Source organism: Pseudoalteromonas phenolica (assembly GCF_005876835.1).
GTDB classification, from domain to species: Bacteria; Pseudomonadota; Gammaproteobacteria; order Enterobacterales; family Alteromonadaceae; genus Pseudoalteromonas; species Pseudoalteromonas phenolica_B.
This window is the reverse complement of sequence record NZ_PPSW01000045.1, coordinates 24379-42762: the sequence shown is the minus strand read 5'-3', so window position 1 is coordinate 42762 and position 18384 is coordinate 24379. Positions and strand designations below refer to the sequence as shown.

15 protein-coding genes and 1 tRNA gene are annotated in these 18384 nt (G+C 36.7%); 3 read left to right on the top strand and 13 right to left on the bottom strand.

The window, feature by feature from the left end; all coding sequences use genetic code 11:
• From C1E24_RS19645 to C1E24_RS19595, 11 genes are all read right to left on the bottom strand, one after another.
• Positions 1–699, bottom strand: a 699-nt coding sequence (locus tag C1E24_RS19645; protein WP_138484427.1) for a nucleotide sugar dehydrogenase, incomplete at its 3' end; no start/stop codon positions are given.
• A gap of 273 nt (positions 700–972) precedes the next feature.
• A complete protein-coding gene (locus tag C1E24_RS19640; protein ID WP_138484425.1) occupies positions 973–1827 on the bottom strand; it encodes a hypothetical protein in 855 nt (284 codons plus the stop codon).
• An 80-nt stretch (positions 1828–1907) separates the two neighbouring features.
• Complete coding sequence (locus tag C1E24_RS19635) at positions 1908–3203, bottom strand: hypothetical protein (RefSeq protein ID WP_138484424.1); 1296 nt, start codon at positions 3201–3203, stop codon at positions 1908–1910.
• The gene (locus C1E24_RS19630; protein WP_138484422.1) at positions 3197–3913 is read right to left on the bottom strand and encodes a WecB/TagA/CpsF family glycosyltransferase; all 717 of its coding nucleotides are present in this window, start codon (positions 3911–3913) and stop codon (positions 3197–3199) included. The genes C1E24_RS19635 and C1E24_RS19630 overlap by 7 nt, the downstream gene beginning before the upstream one ends.
• A complete protein-coding gene (locus C1E24_RS19625; RefSeq protein WP_138484420.1) occupies positions 3910–4971 on the bottom strand; it encodes a glycosyltransferase in 1062 nt (353 codons plus the stop codon). The genes C1E24_RS19630 and C1E24_RS19625 overlap by 4 nt, the downstream gene beginning before the upstream one ends.
• Positions 4972–4973: 2 nt before the next feature.
• Positions 4974–6050, bottom strand: a complete 1077-nt coding sequence (locus C1E24_RS19620; RefSeq protein WP_138484418.1) for a glycosyltransferase family 4 protein — start codon at positions 6048–6050, stop codon at positions 4974–4976.
• 81 nt (positions 6051–6131) lie between these two features.
• The gene (gene wecA / locus C1E24_RS19615; RefSeq protein ID WP_138484416.1) at positions 6132–7169 is read right to left on the bottom strand and encodes a UDP-N-acetylglucosamine--undecaprenyl-phosphate N-acetylglucosaminephosphotransferase; all 1038 of its coding nucleotides are present in this window, start codon (positions 7167–7169) and stop codon (positions 6132–6134) included.
• Between the two features lie 35 nt (positions 7170–7204).
• Positions 7205–8122 carry a Wzz/FepE/Etk N-terminal domain-containing protein gene (locus tag C1E24_RS19610; RefSeq protein ID WP_138484414.1) on the bottom strand — a complete coding sequence of 306 codons (918 nt, stop codon included), beginning with the start codon at positions 8120–8122 and terminating at the stop codon, positions 7205–7207.
• Between the two features lie 13 nt (positions 8123–8135).
• The gene (locus C1E24_RS19605) at positions 8136–10718 is read right to left on the bottom strand and encodes a polysaccharide biosynthesis/export family protein (protein WP_138484431.1); all 2583 of its coding nucleotides are present in this window, start codon (positions 10716–10718) and stop codon (positions 8136–8138) included.
• A gap of 125 nt (positions 10719–10843) precedes the next feature.
• A complete protein-coding gene (locus tag C1E24_RS19600; protein ID WP_138484412.1) occupies positions 10844–11620 on the bottom strand; it encodes a DUF481 domain-containing protein in 777 nt (258 codons plus the stop codon).
• A gap of 18 nt (positions 11621–11638) precedes the next feature.
• Positions 11639–12454: a mechanosensitive ion channel family protein gene (locus C1E24_RS19595; protein ID WP_138484410.1), complete on the bottom strand. Its 816-nt coding sequence runs from the start codon at positions 12452–12454 to the stop codon at positions 11639–11641.
• Between the two features lie 176 nt (positions 12455–12630).
• On the opposite strand from C1E24_RS19595, the gene C1E24_RS19590 reads away from it, so the two are divergent.
• A tRNA-His gene (locus C1E24_RS19590) sits at positions 12631–12706 on the top strand.
• 436 nt (positions 12707–13142) lie between these two features.
• On the opposite strand, the gene C1E24_RS19585 is transcribed toward C1E24_RS19590, so the two are convergent.
• Positions 13143–15335 carry a bifunctional diguanylate cyclase/phosphodiesterase gene (locus C1E24_RS19585; RefSeq protein ID WP_138484408.1) on the bottom strand — a complete coding sequence of 731 codons (2193 nt, stop codon included), beginning with the start codon at positions 15333–15335 and terminating at the stop codon, positions 13143–13145.
• 547 nt (positions 15336–15882) lie between these two features.
• On the opposite strand from C1E24_RS19585, the gene C1E24_RS19580 reads away from it, so the two are divergent.
• The gene (locus C1E24_RS19580) at positions 15883–16377 is read left to right on the top strand and encodes a hypothetical protein (RefSeq protein WP_138484406.1); all 495 of its coding nucleotides are present in this window, start codon (positions 15883–15885) and stop codon (positions 16375–16377) included.
• Positions 16374–17249: a TIGR03899 family protein gene (locus C1E24_RS19575; protein WP_138484404.1), complete on the top strand. Its 876-nt coding sequence runs from the start codon at positions 16374–16376 to the stop codon at positions 17247–17249. The genes C1E24_RS19580 and C1E24_RS19575 overlap by 4 nt, the downstream gene beginning before the upstream one ends.
• A gap of 372 nt (positions 17250–17621) precedes the next feature.
• Here the strand turns inward: C1E24_RS19575 and C1E24_RS19570 are convergent, their stop codons facing one another.
• Complete coding sequence (locus C1E24_RS19570) at positions 17622–18383, bottom strand: TIGR04219 family outer membrane beta-barrel protein (protein WP_138484402.1); 762 nt, start codon at positions 18381–18383, stop codon at positions 17622–17624.
• Position 18384: the final 1 nt, after the last annotated feature.

The window sequence follows — 18384 nt, the reverse complement described above, 5'->3', positions numbered from 1 at the left end:
ATGCAAACGATTAAAGATTTTAGCAAACTCATTAATAATCGCGATATTTAAGTCACGTTGAGTATTCTCAATAACTTTTGCAGCTTCGGCTACTTTAATCGAACTAGCTTTATGCGTACCAGCTTCGACGATTGAACCATAAAGCGCATCGACAAAGTCAGCCACTTCAGGTGTTGAACCCGACGTAATTTTCATGATTTTGGTAAGGGTATTAACCTTATCACCCGGGTTAATTCGCTCTGGTGAGTAACCAGCAAAGAAGTCTTGGTTAAATGTTAAACCTGACACCTTCTCAATGATTGGTAAACAAACTTCTTCTGTCGCACCTGGGTAAACTGTTGACTCATAAATTACAACGTCACCTTTCTTTACAAATTCACCCAGCATTTCTGAAGCTTTTTGTAGTGGCGTTAAGTCTGGTGCGTTATTGTCGTCGATTGGAGTAGGTACTGTAACTATGTATACAGTGCTGTCTGCAAGTTCACTCTTGTTACTCGCAAAACGTAGCGATGTCGCCGCTTGAAGCTCATCATCTGACACTTCCAATGTTGAGTCATGACCAGACTGTAACTCTTCAACTCGCGCAGAGTTGATATCAAACCCTAGTACATTAAATTTCTTTGATAACTCAACTGCCAAAGGCAAACCCACATAGCCTAAACCTATGATGGCAATATTTGTGCCTGAACTTAAATTCATGTTTTGTATTTCCTAAAAAACCATAATATAACTGAGTCTTATAAATGCTTTACTACGCTAATAAATAACGAGTTTAAACAAAACTAGTGCAGACAACTTTAAAGTTGTAATTCAGGTAGCCTAAAAACTTTCAAAGAATACACTCATGAGACAGCTAGCAAGCAAATAAAACAGCGCGGAATTGTAATATATATTTCGCTTTTTTGAAACCTATGATGAGCGACTTTAATGGGATGATTTGTTATTTATTGTTATCAAATAAAAAAAGTGGTCTCAGTCGGAAAACCACAGCTTCTGGATTTCTTTTTTGCACTCAGAATACTTACTTTCTGTCATAATTCGGAGCAGTTGCTTTAATAGCACTTGGAACGGTAAGCTCAAATCAAACCTTTTCAACAGAACATCACAAAATTCTCTGAGCTGACTATCATTCTGAACCCTCAAATTAATGCCTTTAAAGTAATAAACTTCATCCAGATTAGGGCTAATCATATTGAGAGGGCAATCTAATTGACAAATACCTATAAACTCCGGCTTATATGCTCTAATAACCCATTGAAAATGACCGATCAACTTAACTTTATTTCTTCTTATATGTCGATAATCAATATTACACTCTTCTGACAACTCCCTGCACATCGCGTGCTTAAGTAAATCGATCAGATTATCAGATTTTGAGTTTTCAATATCATTCCAATCAACTGAACCTGAGCCTGATGGAGCAATTAAACCTGAGCTTTGTAATTGGTCAGTTCCTTGCCTCAAAACTACGAGATAATCATCTGAAGTTTTCGCCAGAATAGAAACACCGATATGAGAAAAGCTAATATTCTCATTTTGTGAGAAGTGTTCTAAAAGCATTTTACTAGAAGCACTTGTATTTTTGTTTTTTGACTTTGTAAACATTTTAGCAAAAAGCTTTTCAACTTCTTTAGAATTAAAATAACTAGTTTTTAACAACTTTATATTACTTTCCTTAGATGCTGAACTATAAAAGTTTTTTATCAAAACTTTTTCTTCATTAATAAAGCTATTATGAATTTTATCTTGACTCTCTAGATATTTTAGTTTTTTAGCTGAACTTTTTAGTACATCATATTGAAAATTTTGAGTTTTTTCGTGCAACAAATTAATGGCTAAGGAATCACTACAAGATGCGTATAGCTCATTTACTGGAATATGAATAGTTTTCTACCATTTAGTTGTATTTAAGGAGCACGCTGATTCTTTGATTCATTTATACTTTTCTCTGTCAAATAACATATAGCCATACCTAATCCAACCAAAAGATAATAAGTAGGCAAAGTTTTAAATCTATCTGACATCGCTGAAGAAAAACCAAATATCAAGGGCACAGACCACATATAAACAAATATCGACTTAAGAAAAATCGCTTCAAAGCTTGTCTTTGGTAATTTTTTTAATGTTTGCAAATAAAACATACTTACTAACACATTAAACAAAATGGCAAGTATAAGCCCAGTAAACCCCCACTTAATTAAATGATGTCCGTAAAAACTCTCAACAATAGGAATCACAAGGCTGATTGCATCACGATCAGCCCCTCCACCTAAGGGAAAATACTTGGCTGCGAATTGCAAGCCAAGTGAAAACTCATTTAGTCGGTGTAATGTAGAGCCATCAACACCCTCGCCAGAATCTAGCATCGCGAAAATATAATACATCCCCCCTAGGCTTTCTTCATTAATAAGATCGTTTGAGAATAGATATAAAATCAGCAAGCTCAGCATAGATAAGAAAATGAGAATAACAATATTAACCTTAAAGTTATATTTAGCACTCGAGAAAAAGTAACAAAAGATCAACATAATACCAATTGATCCAATTCCGCCTCTCGAAATAGTCATTACTATTCCTAGTAAAACTATAAAGGTAATTCCCCATTCTTTTACTCTTAGGCCATTAAAAGCGACAAACTTAAAAAAGTAAAAGTAAACAAACAAAGATAAAAACATCGAAAAATCTGATGGGTAAATATAAGTGCCTGAAAATCGATAGAAGTGCATAATTACAGAATCATCACTCTTTCTACCTTTATAGATATCAACTAATGAGTATGTTTCAGGAATAAATACTAAAAATGAAAAAGCAATTTGAATAACGGCGGCAAGAACTAGAAGCTTAAAAAGCCTTTCAACATCATCTTTTCCTCTTAACAAGAAGAAGATAGGAAAAATAAAATATAAAGCATAAATCACCGGTCGAACCAAATCAGGAATTGAGCTACTGGAAAGACCCTTCCATTGATATAAAGATATCGAAATATAATATAAAATAACAACAATAAAGTAATGGAAAAATACTTTGAAAAAAGCTACAGGTACCTTTGGCTTAACTTTGTCAAAATACAATGCAGCTATACATACTGATAATACAATAATATGAAGTAGCTTTTGAGCAAAACCATCATTAAAAGAAAGTATTGGAAAAGTGAACACCATAAGCCATACAACTTGATGTACTCTTAAAGCTTGAATTACCATTCGGTTCTACGCGTTACATATTTATAAATGAAACTAGGATAATCCTTAAGTACTCTGTCTCTGACATGCTTATGCATCACTACCCTTTGTAGCCATCTCAACCCAAGTTTTTTTATAATAGGATAGTAATAATCAGCCTTTATGGATGTCTGAGTCAAAAAGCCACCACACGTTATCATAACGCAAGGGAATTCTAAGTTACGCTTTAAAAATGATGCCATATCTTCTTGATAAGGAGTCCCCATTCCAAGAATTATTAACTTCGGTTTAACTGCATCTAAATCCTCTAATAGTTTTTGCCTATCATCAACATATCCATTTCTATAAAACATGATATTAAGTTCGGGGTAAATCTCCTTTAGCCTTTGATTAGCTACATTTATTTCAGGCCCCTTAGCACCTATCAGTGCAATCGGCAAGTTATTTTTTTCAGCAAAAACTAAAACATTTTCAGCAATTGAACTAAAATCGAAACTTGCTCTTTCAATATACTTATATCTGATTGAGTGCAACTTACAAAGCAGTGCCCCATCTGAAAAATAAAAGTCAATATCATTTGCTATTTGCTCAAATTTAGCCTTCATCAGTACAGAGTATGAAAAAGGGTTTAAAAACGAAATAGCTACACATCTATTTGATTTAACAGCTTCAGAAAACGTTTTATCAAATTGACTTCCACATTTTATCTTTTGATCTAAATACGTTTTCATTTAATTTTCTCAAAAACTTTAATATAGTTACTTGCAGCTTTTGCTAACATGAAATCTTGAGTGTTTGGGGATGGTAAAAACTCATTATTTTCAATTTTTAAAACTGCATTAACAAATCCATCTACATCACCTTGACTTATCAAGTATCCAGCCTTTCCATTATTAGTCAGCTCTTTAGGGCCGTGTTTACAATCAAAAGCAACCATTTGCTTACCTAAATATGCAGCCTCAACCAAAACAGTTGGTAACCCTTCCCATCGAGAAGGTAAAAGGATCCCTTTAGAAGCTTTTATATATTTGAATGGATTATCTGTACTACCGTGAAGAATTATGTTGTCTTGCAATCCTTCGCTCAATATTTTCGCTTTTAAATAATTTCTTTCCGGTCCATCCCCAAGTACTATTACTTTGATCGAAGGCCTTGTGATTTTTAATTTAGAAACTATACGTATTAATAGATCATAACCTTTTTGAAAATGTAGCCTTCCCACGCAGACATAAAAATCATTATACTCAACGTCTTCGTTTGCTAAGATTGTGATATTACTGTCCAATACAGGATTATAAACAGTAATCACTTTCTCTGTACTTAAAAAAAGGCTTTTAATTAACCCTTCTCTTATACCTTCAGATACTGAAACCACTTTGTCTATAGAGTGGTAAAAAATTACTGCAGCAAGTCTTCTTACTATATTTTTAATTACACTTGTTTCTGGAAGCTTTATCGGCACATGCTGTACAGCAGTATATTTTATCTTTTTAGGATTACTAAATCTAAAACGATATTTAGATAACCCGCCTTTAGTGAAAATTACATGATCAGGTTGTATTTCATTAACTAATCCGGAGAAAGCTTTTGCTTTTGAAAAGTAATGCATACCTTTCAAATGGAAACACTTAAATTCAGAGTCGAAACTATCAGCAAATTCTCCTACAGGATTTTCACATAACACATATAATGAAATTGAGGTATTTTTACTTAATGCTCTTAGTAACTGAAGAGTAACTCGTTCAACACCGCCCATTTCAAAAGACTCAAGTACAAATAGCAGCTTCACTATCAATCCCTCTGGCACGATCTTATAAAATGCAAACGCTTAGACTCTATAGATTTACTAGAAACTAAATTTCGATGTTTATCGCTCAAAACTGTAGAAGCATTGCTTCTTATAAACCGCTCAATATCTAAAAAATCGAGTTTTTTTTGTGTATCAATTGTTAAAAGCCAACTTAAATTTTTCAGCCCTTCGAATGCGGTATCCCTATAACCTAAAATAATAGGAAAACCATAGGCAAGGTACTCTCTAACTTTTAATGGTGACGCCTCAAATAAATTATTTCTATATAAAGCTAAACTTCCAACACAGACAGTACACTTTGCAAGTACCTTCAAGTACTGTTCTGCATTAAGGAAGCCATGATAGAATAAATTATCTTTGTTATTCCCTTCTATACCTACTAAATGAAAATCGAACATAGGCATATTTTTAGCCATTTGTTCGATAAAGTCGACACCGTGCCAATCTTGATTTGGGCTGCCAATAAAAAAAACCCCTAACCTAGTAGAGTCAATAGCAATAGACTGTTTTATGACGGGGTATTTTTCAAGGTCAATACTATTAGGAAAGCAGCAACGTTTTACATTGGGGAGATTATTACTTTTTAAATGAGTAATCTCGTTTGTGACACCTATAAGGCCTGACATACCGCTAAGTAAGCGTTTTCTGAGCATTTTAAAAGCACAATATCGAAGTAGAGCCTTGAAGCTCTTCTCTTTTAGTAACAATAATTTGGATTCAGCTAAATCATCAGTATTAAGTTCAGCTATAAATTTGAAGCGCTTTTTAAGTTTCGCTACTGTTACACTCCAAGTATCGTATCTATAATAAACTACATCTGGTTTAAAATTTACTATATCTTCAAAAAGATGAGAATTTAAAGTCAGTCTAGCTGCCAATGGACCAGGCATAGGATATAAACAATAATCTTCTCCCATGTTTTTCACTGTCGGTACTAGACAAAATACCTTTACTTCTACACCCTGATTTTTCCACTCGGTTATTTGCGTTGCCACTTTTTTTGCAACACCATCTCCTTTAGTTATGTCATGCGAAAGGAGGTATGCAATTCTATTCATTTAATTCCTAATATCAGCTATATACAAATTGTATCGTTACTTATGCTACTTGACGCAGCTAGCTAATTTAAAATATCGATGCTAGTGTTTTCGAATCCAACTCAATATTTTCCAAACATGAATTAGACAATAGTTGTAGACCATAAATAATAAGCAGAAAACTAAAAACATTTTCCATTCATCTACACCTAAAAGCTCCATACAAAGTCCTATAGCAGCAATAATAAATGCCACTATGGATATAGTTACTAGAGCTCTTCGTCTTGATTGCCCAGCCCTCTCAAAAATATGATGTAAATGCTCACGATCTGGCTTGAAAGGAGATGTTCCTTTTTTAATTCTTCTGATCATGATAGCAACCATATCCATTAAGGGTATTGCTATCAAATACAAAGCTAACACAGGCCTAAATGCTGAGACATTTTCATCTACACCGACTAACAATAGCCATATAACAGTGAAGCCTATTACCATACTACCAGCATCACCCATAAACACTTTACCCAGCTTCTTACTTGGCCAGCGTAAATTAAACATTAAAAAAGCGATTATCGCTGCAATAAAAATTGAAGATAAGAAAAGCCACTCACTTCCAGCAAGTAAAAAGGTAACTGAGATAAAAAGAAATGTATTTAAACTTAACATTCCAGCTAGCCCATCTATACCATCGACCATATTAAATGCGTTAATTGCAGCAATTACAGATAAAACTGTTATTAAAACACCAAATTTTCCGAGTGTTACTTCAAAACCTAAAATATTACCGAATGTCGTTAGATACATATCTGCAGCTAAGAAAATAAATATACTTACTCCGCACTGAGTAATTAGACGAATAGTAACTGACAAATCATTCTTATCATCCAATACACCAAGAATAAGTAACGTCATTGCTGAAAATAAATATACAAAGATCTGCGTATTAGAACTGAAGAATAATATAGACGTAATGGCAATACTAATAAATATGGCTAAACCACCAATCAAAGGAATAGCCCCTGCATGCTTCTTACGCTGGTTAGGGATATCCACCAAGCCAACTTTCACTGCAATAGGGTGTACAATAAAGTTAATAAAAGCACATAAGGAAAAGCAAAATATAATAGGTTCTAAATACATAAAAATTCACATTATTAACAGTTGTGACTGAATAACTATCTTCTTGAAGAATATCTAATAAAAATAACAATCAACCCTAACAAACCTCCAAAAACAGCAGCTAAAATTACTATAACTCCTCTACTAGGCTTTTCTTTTTTTTCTGGAGCTAATGCTGGGTCTATCGTTTTAAATACATACTCTTCTCTTGTATTGGCAAGAGTTAAAGTTTCAGTGTGCTTTTCAATTAAACGATAAAACATAGTTTTAATTTCAGCAACTTCGGCGTTTTTTAGCTCACTCTCGAGATAAAAAATTCTATTTTCAGCTTCACTTATATCCATTGATTTTATCGTTTTATTAACTTCTTCAATTAAATAGCCAACAATATCTTTAGCCAAATCCGGAGACTGATGTAAGGCAGAGACAGATACAAATCCATTACCTAACTCTTTTACCGACACTATATTTTTATATACCTCATACGCTTGCTGCATAGTAGGCATTAGTGTCATATTAGAATTTTCGTCAAATTTCCATCGTCGATTTACTGGATCATAAATTTCCTCTTCAAAATTCAACTCTCTAGTTTGTATGTTCCAACCTTTTACTGCCATCAGTTTTGGAAGAAGATCATATTTATCGATAAAGTCATTAGCAAATCTTCTAGATTTAACAATCTCAATTGCCATTTGTGTTTTGGAAACACTTTGCTCACCAAGACTAATACCTGCTAAGCCGGCTAACCCCCCCAAGCCCTTCATTGATGATGGATTACTATTGGCATCACCTACAGGCAATACCAGAGCAGAGGACTTATAAATGTTTGGCAATTGGAGGGCATAAAATACCCCCCCCCCTGTAAATAAAACAATGAAAGATAGAAGCAACCATTTCTTCTTATAGATCTCACTAATTATTTCAGTTAAATCAACAGCTGAAGTTATTTGTGGGTCAGTTAAATTACCTTTCATGCTACTCCTAAATTTACAAACGAGTTATTGCAGCAATACCTGCTGTTAATTGGAAGAATATTTGTGTTGCTGTATTCCACAGTGTCAAATTATCCATATATGTTGCATCCATTGGTACAACAATCGTGTCACCAGCTTGCAACTGCCCCTGGTAATTAACAGAGAACCAACCTGAAGACTGCGGTATGAACACTGAGCCATTCGCTTTTATTACATATATCTGCTCTTTGTTTGCTCTTTCTTTGAGCCCGCCGCTCATCTCTAGATATTTATCAATGGTAATTCCGCTCTTAAATAAATGAGACGAAGCATAGTTAACTTCACCAATAACCGAAATTGAATCTTGCTTACCTGGAATATAAAGTGTGTCACCATCCTGTAAAATAACGTTTTCTCTTTTTTCTAACACGTCAGGCAAGTCAATCACTAATCGCCCTACCACCTCTACACTTGAAAGGTCCGATAGAAGCTTATTTGTTTCTTCGTAGCTCATCTGAGCTGAAAAACCAGAGGTGCGTTGCAAACTCATTGAAGCGATATTACGTCTCAGTTCTTCGGAAAGTTTTTCGAGCTGCTTTTGTTCCTGTGTTTTAATTGCTTCACGAGTAAAAACTGCTGCATTTGGTTCTGCATAGACTGTCAACCCTCCAGCACGCTTGATAACTGAGTTTAAGTTTTCTCCTTTACTTACTGTGTAAGTACCAGGAAATTTAACTTCTCCTTTGAGAGTTACTTTGTTGCCAGTTTGCCAATTCGGTTGCATCAAGATGTTTAAATTATCATTATCCACTATGCTTTGCTTTAAGTGCTGCTCATTGTTCAGATTAAGGTGAATATATTTAAATTGCTCTTCTTCTGTATTAACAAATCGCGTCAGTTCAGCTTTAGACTCAAAGGCTGATTCAAGTAAACCACCGGCAGCAATGATTGCATCACTAACAGTTAAATTTCTAGAGATAGGGTAAACTCCAGGAAAACGCACTTCACCACTCACTTCGTAACTCAGGGCGCCAAACTTTAACCCAGAACGAGTTTCAAGTCGTCTTTTAACAAATTCAAGTAAAACCTTACGGCTAAATGGCGCAAATTCAGAATCAAGCACCTTACTTGCATACTTATTTGCTTCGTCTAGGTGCTTTTTTAACTCCTGATACTCAAAGAGATGCCATAACTTTGATTGGTATTGTTGCTTTAACTCGTTTTCGGTTAATGCTAATTCCGTCAGAGCTTGTTCTTCTGTTTTCTTTTGATTATATCGGCTAAAAATAAAAACCTCGTCATTTTTTTTCAGATATAAGTTACCTGAACCTAAGGCTTCAAATGGCGAAAACTGCAAAACTTCTAACTTACCATTATCTAGTGTCTCTCTAAGAATTAATGCATAACGATAATCAGCCTGTGGTAATAAGTCAGATTCTAACCTTTTAATCACCTTGTCGAAGGTTAATCCATCAGACCATTCATAAACACCAGGCCTAACAACTGCGCCTATTACTTTTACAGAGTCTAGAACTCGTTCACTTACTTCTTGAACAATAAAGCGGTCGCCACCTTGAGGCTTAAATGAGTCATTGCTCTGAGAAAAGTCGACATTGATAGCTAAACTTCTATAACTATCGTCTACTCTGTGCAGCTGAACCTGCTTTTTGTAAGCATTCTCTTTGAAACCACCAAACATTTTTTCAATCGACTGCTTCGTATCAGTGTCTGAAAGTTCAAAAATACCTTCCCTCTTTACCGCTCCTTCGACAGATATTTGCTCACCTACTGAAGGGACAAATATAATGTCACCGTTTTTAAGGGAAATGTCATGCTCTGCATTACCATCCAGTAACAAATCATATAAATCTAAGTTAGTAACAGTTTTTCCTTGCCTTTTTAATTGTACATTTCTTAAACTTGCAATTTCAGAAAGGCCACCACTCGCAAAAAGTGCATGCGTTATAGTTGATAATGGGGAAACCGTATATGAACCCGGTTTATAAACTTCACCTAAAACCATCACTCGTAATGAGCGCATACCAGAGATAGAAATAAATACATTTAACCCAATAGCTTCTTTTGAGACTTTTTGTTCTATAAGCTTTTTCAGTTCAGAGTATGTTAAACCGGCTACTTGTACCGGAGAAAAATCTGGGATACTTAAACGCCCCTCTCCGTCAACCATTACATCATGTACAGCACTTGTTTTACCATATAGGTTAATCGTTATCATGTCTCCATTACCGATAACGTAGTCGTTTGGCACCACAGGTGCTTCAGAAGGTGCAAAAGTACTAGGCTGACCTGAAAACAGTTCATATCCGAACGGTTTTAAAACTTTTTCAAAAGGCTTTTCAGATACACTCTCTTTATCATTGCGCACTTCATCAAGCTCTCGAGGTTGTACTGATTGCTGTTGTTCGTTGTTTGTTTTTAAGCTTGCGGTAGAGGAAGAAAAGGCAGATACATCAACGCCATATTGCTTCGCAAGCGCTTCTTGCTGAGCTCTTGGCAATTTTTTAAACTGTTCAATTTGTGCTTGGGTTGGTGTAAATGCCAGTGAAATGCTTGAAAAAAGCATTAAAATCAATACAAAAACACGTTTAAAAAACATATTCAAACTTAAATCCTATAAGCTATGGCCAAAAAGATTGCATATTCTACACGAATTACCATACATAGAAAAAGGGGCTATCGCCCCTTTTTTTGTCTATATTACAAGTTTACGACAATGCTATGTTAAAAGCTGTAAACTAATGTTAAAGACGTTTCTGTATCTGTATTTTCTTTATCATCACTTACATCAGAGTTGTGTGTGATGTTATAAGCAAATTTCATCTGTAATGAGCCGTTGATTTTTGTCAGTAGCGCAGATTCAGATACCGTTTTTGTGTTGGTATCACCATATTCAATTGCGACTAATTGTGTAAAACGCGCGTTGTCTGAGATCTGCCAGTTATAGTCTAACTTAGCAACGCCAATCGCTTCATTTTCTGTCACAGTTGGAAGACGCACACCATTTTCGTCAAACTTCTTTTGCTCTTCAAAACGCTTGATACCAGGACCGATTTCGGCATTTAAGTACATATCGCTTCGATTAAGCAAACGAAGGCCGTAACCAATTGATAATACAGCTTCATTTCGGTATGCACCAAAGTAATCTGAGTCATACGAACCATAGACGAATAAATGGCTATGATCTTCATTAAGCTTATAGTTACCTTGTGCCGATGCTGAATACTTTTCATTGGTACGTTTTTTCTCACGCTCACCCGCATCATTATCAATTTCATCTTCTTTATAGATGCCACTTAGTTTGTACTCGTTATTCCAGTTTTCTAAGTGATGCTTTGCTTTGATGCCACCTTTAAGTGTAGTAGTTGAGGTGTTACCACTTGTGATAATCGCACCTACTTCACTTGTTACATCCCATGTTTTCTGCTCTTTCGCTTCTTCTGCGAAACTTTGAAAAGAGGTTGCTGCAATAACGCAAAGAGATAAAAGTTTTAATTTCATTTATAGATTACCCTGTAATTAATCTTTATGTAGGTGAACATCCATTTGTGGATATGGGATTGCAATATTAGCTTCGTCTAACGCGATTTTAATGTTTTCGATTAGGTCGAAATAAGTTGGCCAATACTCTGAAGTGTTTACCCAAGGCCTCACAACAAAGTTCACGCTTGAGTCTGCTAACTCAGAAACAGCAACAGTATAGGCTGGATCTTTTAATATACGAGACTCTTTGTCTAGTACACTCTTTAATACTTCTTTTGCTTGGCGAAGATCCGCGTCGTAACTCACACCGATAACTAAATCGATACGGCGAGTTTTTTGGCGAGAATAATTAACAATAGCGCCACCCATAATTGCTGAGTTAGGCATGATGATGACTTTATTATCTGGCGTGCGTAATTCTGTTGCAAAGATCTCTATGCGTTCAACGCTACCCGCTTTGCCGCCAGCTTCAATATAGTCACCAGACTTGAACGGGCGAAGAATGATAATTAAAACGCCTGAAGCAAAATTAGATAAAGAGCCTTGCAGTGCCAAACCAACGGCTAAGCCTGCAGCACCTAAGATGGCAACGAACGATGTGGTTTCGATACCAACTTGCGATAACGCCATTAATACCGTCGCAGCGAATACCAGCGCATAAACAATATTTGAGATAAAACCGGCAACTGCTTTATCAATTTTTCTTTTTGCAAATGCTTTCTCGGTTAAATTACCAAAAAGCTTAGCAACCTTTAGTCCTATTACTAGGATTACAATGGCTAAAATGCCTTGCAAAACATAATGAGTAATTAGATCTGAATTTTCGTTGATCCAGTTGATTAGAACGTCCATGCACTCTCCTTAATTTTTTTGATGAGTGAATTTTTGCGTATTATACATGCTGAATATGAACTTTACCTTTATGAAAAAGTACTTTTTCATTAAATTTAAATAAAATCGAATTTATGCTTTGCAAGTCGAGTTTTTTTATGTATTATGCGCGCCACACCAAACAAGGTGGTATTGCGGCGGCTGTAGCTCAGTTGGTAGAGCCCTGGATTGTGATTCCGGTTGTCGTGGGTTCGAGCCCCATCAGTCGCCCCATCTTCTCTTCTGTGTTTTCAGATTCAAGAATCTTACTTAAAATTTCTAATTCTCATCTTTTTTAATTATCAAATTCATCAAAGTATTACACTGATTTTCTTATTGCCATAAATGATGGCCTGCAGAATACAAAACCAAGCTCCTGTAGGTTGTGCTTTAGCGCAACAAAATGTTTAAATCTTGCTGATTTAAATTACCCGACATAAAGTCGGTGCTACCGAAATGAAAAATACTTTGTCGCCATAAGACGACCTAAAAACTACAGATTAAGTAGTCCATTGCAGCTGTTAAGATTGCTCATTTCACCTTGCGCAAAAGTAACCTTGCTTCGCAATGTGTATTTTGCACGATAATGTCGCCATAAATGACGACCTACATTAAAAGTACATCCTTTAATTTTTCTCGATAATTTAAAAATAAGCGGTGAAAGTAATATCTAAGAGCCAAGCTTACTTTGAGCAAACAGCATTAGTTCATCAACCGGCATTGGCTTACCGAGTAAGAAGCCTTGAATTTCATCACAGCCCATTTGCTGTAAACGCTCTAACTGAACTTGCGTTTCAACGCCTTCAGCAATGGTTTTCAAACCGAGATTTTTACCAAGGGATACGATTAATTCGGCGATCGCGCCAGTATCGCTCTCAGGAATGTCTTTAATGAAAGCTCTGTCGATTTTGAGGCGAGATAATGGCAGCTTCTGTAAATAGCTTAACGAAGAAAAACCAGTACCAAAGTCATCGATGGCCACTTCAATACCATAACGTTTTAACTCGTCTAAGGTATCGATGACGCTTCCAATTTCGTCCATCACCACACTTTCAGTGACCTCTAGCTCAATCTTACTACTTGATACCTGATATTGCTCTAGTGTATTTATCACTGTTTTGGCGTAATCAGGCGTTTTAAATTGAGGTACCGACACATTTACAGCGACACAGATATCAAGCCCTAACTGAGCAAAACGTTTTTGCTGCTGACAAGCTTGCTCAAGCACCCATTGTCCTATTTCAACAATCAAACCTGAGCTTTCTGCTAGTGGCACAAAAATACCTGGGGAAATATAGCGCCCATTCCCCGATGGCCAGCGTAATAACGCCTCACAACCTATAATTTGCTGCGTTTTTAAAGAAAATTGTGGCTGGTACCAGACTTCTAATTTGTGTTGCTCGAAATCACTTCTCAATTGCCTGATCAAACCTAGACGCCATGCCATTTTTTCTTCTAAGTCTGATGTATACCAATCAAACACCTTGTGGCTCTGTTTTGCTTGGTTAAGTGCTATATACCCTTTTTTCAAGGTTTCTAGACCTGTGTCACTGAAGTCTTCACATTTACATAAGCCAATATGAAAGTGAATAGACAATAAATGCTCTTTTAACTGATAAGGAATATTAAGAGCATCAACGAGTAACTCTTCATTAAAAGAGCTGGTCGGTAGTAAAAACGCAAAAACGTCAGCGCCAATTCTAGCTAAGGCTTTTGCATTAGGAATATCTTGCTCTAGGCGCTGCATCACTGCCATCAATAACTGATTGCCCACTTCTTGCCCTAAGCCATTATTGATATCTGAAAACTGAGCAATGTCTAACAAAATTAGAGATAAACCCTCGTCACAAGGGGTTTTCTCTAAATGCTCTACAAAGCTAGTGCGATTTGCTAACTTTGTTAAGGGGTCTTTATATGCGACTTCTCTGATTTGGCTAAATAACTTTATGTTATCTAAACCCACACTAACGTTGGCTAAGAAGATCTCAGCGAACTGAATTTGCCGCGGCATTGGAGGCAAAACTAATTCTATAAAAATCGCAGCTTGTTCATTATTTTTTTCTAGGAAAAGCGTGATGTCATGTTCCGTTTGTTGATGACATTTCTGCTCAATGCAAGTTTTGACCTGCATAATCGCTCGGCCATTATCGAGTTGCTCAACACCTTGCCCTATAAACTCGTGATATTGCGTTGTGCCACCTAACAAAACCAATGAATTAGTACCTGAAACTTGAGCACAAACAAAGCCATTAGCGTCATTCGCTAAAATATTAGCTAACTGCATCACCACAGCCTGACTAAAACCACTGATATTGTTGTGCCCTAAAATCGCATTGGAGGCACTTAGAATATTCGTTAAACCTTCACTTTGGGCCTCTAGCTCACATATTTGTTGAAACGAACGCAAAGCGGTCATTAATGACGTGACTAGCTTACTCCGTGTTAGCTCGGTTTTCATTTTGTAGTCATTGATGTCGTATTCACGAATAACTTGCTCTTCAGGCGCATGCCCTGGCTGGCCCGTTCTTAGAATTATTCGAACATTATGATTATCGAGATCGTCTCGAACTTTTTTGACAACTTTAAGGCCAGCATCGTCTGACTCCATCACCACATCAAGCAGTAATAAGCATATTTCAGGATGGTGGATTAACTCGTTAATCGCCTCTTCACCCGAATAAGCATGATGAAAGCGCAACGCCTTGCCCCAAAACTCAACGCCAGATAAAGCAAGTTTGGTCACAGAGTGTATTTCAGGATCATCGTCAACAACCAGAATATCCCAAAAGCCCTGTGGCTCGTTATTTTCTGGTGTATCATCTTCATGATCTAAAAACAAAAAGTCATCTTGCTCAGACGCCATTCAAATTCCTTCAACTTCTACCGCTTTAGTTAAAGTTTTATTATTTTTAATAAAACGTAAATGAAGTGGGTATGTTCGCTTGTTTTAAGGTATATCTTAATTGTTAGCTGAGGTAAACCCTAATGACTTCAACATCAATTGCTTAATTGCAACTTATTTATTTAGGTCATTGAATTAGTATAGACTATCTTATCGAAATAAAAGTAAAAACCAGGGCGTGTTTATCTTTGAGGTATGAGTTTTGTTCAAATCAAAGGCTTTCAATACGCGAAATGAGCTGCGAAGCATAATGGGTTATGTAAGTGGCGAATGACAAAGTAGTGGAAGCCTTTGATTGAACTCTTCGAGCAGCGCGAGTTGAACATTTATTCGGCGTTATCGGCTGACTTACATAGAATAACTATGCTACACAGCCTCTGCCTAGCCTAAATATTCAACTCACTGCTGCAAAAGCACACAGCAAAGGTCAACACGCCCTAATCAATATCATTCGAGGAGTGCCGTTATTTCTATTCGTGCCAAAACGTTAAAGTTTAGCTTACTAACTATGGTGCTTGTGCTTCTGGTACTGGTATTTTTACCACGGCATTTTAGTATTCAGCAAACAAGTGACCTCAGAGGCTCTGATGAACAAGTAAGGCCTCTCTTATTTGACTTGAAACACTGGCCTCAGCTTATGGCATGGGATAAGTTCAGCTCAAAACTCAGTATTGATATTTCATCTCCAAGCAACGCCTTAGGCGCAAATGTATTTTTACAAACCTCGAGCGCTGATATTGAGATCACTATTACCGAAATATCTCAAAGCCAACTACAGTACTCTATCTTGATCAACAATGAGCATGCATTGCTTGGAAGCTTAAGCCTCATTCACAATGATAATGAATTAACTATAAACCACTCATTGAAGGGCACCATTCATTCTACGGTGAGTGGGGGCATTATTGTTTTATATATTCGTTCACTGGCCGATAAAATGTTTACTTCCAGCATAAATAATTTACGTTCACATATTCAACTTGCTGATAAGGACATGCAATGACGGTAAAGAAGGCGAATTCTAAAGCAAATCTCGCTTTGCTGATTGAAGAAAAGCTTGGTTACCCAATGGTAAAGAAAGCGTCTTTTAAAAAAGCGTCAGACCAATCTGAATACTCAGCACAAGGAAAACGCTCCGTCGAGTACTCTGTACAATCTAATAATTCAGCACTCAAACGTGCACTTAAAAGGCAGCAACTACAAAAAATACAGCGACAAATTAACATTGAAGCCATTATGGCTAGCGCCTTAAGTCTATGCCCAGATGTGATCAGTAAAGGTCGCCCTGATCCCGATTGGCTCGAGCATTTTATTGCGCTTGCTGAAGACATTACCAACCAGGCTATGCAAACTTTATGGGCTAAGATTTTAGTGGGTGAAACCCTTTCTCCTGGTACATTTTCAATAAAAAGCTTACAAACACTTAAACAAATGACCCAAAAAGAAGCCAATGCATTGCAAAAATGTGCCCCCTTATGCGGTTTTGTTGAGCATGAAGGAAGCTACCTTATTATTTTAGGCTACTATAAAAAACCGTCTTTCTTTGACCTTTTACGTAAAGGAAATAAAGAGTCTATTAATTTAGCCCAATCAGGTTTGAGCTTTCCCAACATTCTCACTTTGATGGATATTGGTTTGATGTACAGAAAAGAAATAGAGTCCCCTAGCCTGAAGCAAGGACAGAGTTTTAGTTTAAGCTTTCAAGGTCAAAAATTAACGCTGACAGCCAAGAGCAATGAGCTGGTTTTAAGTTATTACAAACTGACTCAAACAGGGGAAGAGCTAAAACGCCTGATCACCGCACCGTTAAATAAGCAGTATAAGCTGTTATTAGAGCAAGCGATGCAGGAAGAGTTTAGCTTTGAGTGGGCATAAGCGGTAAGCAAATAATAGAATACGAGTTGCGAGTCAAATTATGATTTTAAAGTTCACTATAAATAGCGGCTGATAAAACACTAAACTCACTCTCCTGTAGGTTGTGCTTCAGCGCAACAAAGTTTTTAAATTGACACCATAAATAACGTCCTACAAAACTACAAATAGAGCACTTCATTGCGGCCGCTAAAATTGCTCATTTCACCTTGCGCAAAAGTAACCTTGCTTCGCAACGTATATTTTGCACGATTGTAGGCGCTGACTTTATGTCACGCACAAAAAAGCGCGGGATAAACCCGCGCCTACATATATTAACTGCTCGTAACTCGCTAACTTTTAACTCGCTAACTCGTTACTTTTGGCTTTCAAACCTTAGAAGTGAACCTGAATACCCGCAAATGGGCCAGATGCTTCTAAATCAGTGCTGATGTCGTCTACATCATCTAGCTCAATGATAAATGAACGATAACCTGCACGGATCGCCACATCAACCGCTAGATTGTCAATCACTTCCCAAGCGATACCTACTTGGTAATCTTGAATTTTGCTATCATCTATTGCCAATAGATTGCCTTCCGCGAAAACGCTCAAGCCAGTTAATGGTAAGCCTACTTCACCACGTAAGTAACCTAGTGGAATTGGCGCTGAGAAATCAATCGACTCCGTTCTTGACTGACCTGCAACCGTACCTTGTACTGTTGCATCACCATCAAAATGCTTTACCGTTACACCAAAATCAAAAGACACTAAATCGTTATCAAATAACTCATAATAAAGCGTGTAATCCATATGGCTGAAATCTGTCATCAGATTTGCTTCAGTGCCCACTGTGAAGTCTTGACCATCGAACTCAAATGTTTCATTTAGAGTTGTTTTACCGTCTAACTCTAATTGTGTGTACTTCAGCTTAATATTTGGAATTAACGGCACTGGGTGCTCGAACGCTGCATAGTAGCTTGAGAATGTCTTATCTTCAAAGTTGAAATTTTCTGCCTGACCTTTACCAGCAAAACTACCTGAGTTTTCACTCTGCCAGCCGTCAGCCCCTACGTATAAACCTAACAACATATCTGCTTTTGCAACGGGTGCTAAGAAAGCCATTGATAATGCTGCAGCTAAACAGTACTTTTTCATT